Below are 1,431 nucleotides of genomic sequence, written 5' to 3' on the forward strand. Positions count from 1 at the left end.
AACAAGGGAGCTGCTGCGCCGCAGATCCGCGCGCTCATCCCGTACATCGAGCTGCGGATTCACGTCTCCTACAGTTCGAACATGCCCGAGTTTGGCGCGCTCACAGAGTTTGTGATTGACACCGACGACGCCTGCACGGAAGCGGTAGTGGTGTGTCGTCGCGCCCTGGGCGACGGATCGATCAAAGCGTTCTTCGAAGGCCATGAGGGGCTGACGCTCGGAGCTGTGGACGAGAGCCTCTCTGAGCCGGATCGCCTGGCCTGGTTTCGAACGCTCGCCGAGCGGGTGCCGAAGCTGTTCGTCACTCAGATGTGGGCTGAGGACCCAAACGACATCGCTAACACGCGGGAAGTCTCGCCGAAGGCTGTGAACGGGCTGCTCTCCCTTGGTTTCGTTAATGCTCAGCGCGCAGTTGATGGCACAGGTGGGCGCGAAACGGATGTTCTCGCAAAGATCTTGGAAGGCCTTTTCGCGAGTGCTTCGATTGCGACCGCAGACGGGGAGCAGCGCAACATCGCCGAGAGCCTAAAGAAGGCTGTCGACCAGATCCAGAGCGATATCGATAACGACTTCAAGAAGCAGCTGGGGAAGCTGATGCCCACCATCGCTGACTTCGGATACCCTGGGCTTGACAACGCCCCGCTCCTGCCTGAAACAAAGCTTGAGGTCGGCAAGCTGCTCTCGAACTTCACACGGGTTCAGTACGAAGGCTATTCCGGTGTGCAGTTCCCCGAGGCCTACAATGGCTTAGGCTTCCGCAATCTCCTCTATATTCTTCTTCGTATCGTTGGCTTCTATCGGAAGTATCGGGCCGAGCCGCATGCGCCCGGCCTGCAGCTCATCGTTATCGAAGAACCCGAAGCGCACCTGCACCCGCAAATGCAGGAGGTTTTCATTCGGCAGCTACCTGCGATTATAGCCAAGCTCTGCCGGGACGAGGCGGACGAAGAACCCAAATCATGGCCGGTGCAATTTATTGTCTCAACGCACTCGCCGCACATCGCGAATGAGGCGAGCTTCGACACGATCCGGTACTTCGCCGTGACCTCGAATGGGCAACCCATTGGCGTGAGATGCACGGATGTGCGCGATCTTAGCACCGGGATTAAAGGCTTGGGGATACCAGCCCAGAAATTCTTGCATCAGTACCTCACGCTAACGCGCTGCGACTTATTCGTCGCGGACAAAGCGATCCTGATCGAAGGTACTACGGAGCGGCTCATGCTGCCCCGGATAATTCGCGCGCGCGACGCTGCGGACGAGACGTTGAAGCTGACCAGTCAATACATCACGATCATGGAGGTCGGCGGTGCGTACGCGCATCTTTTCAAACCGCTGCTTGAATTCATTGGCCTGCGAAGCCTGATCGTAACTGATATCGATGCCGTTCAGAAAAACTCGAGCGGCAAATGGGAGGCTTGCCTCGTCCAT

The 1,431-nt window shown here is 57.7% G+C and carries 1 protein-coding gene; it reads left to right on the plus strand.

Annotated features, from left to right (window positions below):
* Positions 1-1,431: ATP-dependent nuclease (locus tag A7X77_RS31545; RefSeq protein ID WP_064686687.1), on the plus strand; the 1,431-nt coding region annotated here is incomplete at both ends.

It is taken from the genome of Rhizobium bangladeshense (genome assembly GCF_001662075.1).
In the GTDB taxonomy this organism is placed as follows: domain Bacteria; phylum Pseudomonadota; class Alphaproteobacteria; order Rhizobiales; family Rhizobiaceae; genus Rhizobium; species Rhizobium bangladeshense_B.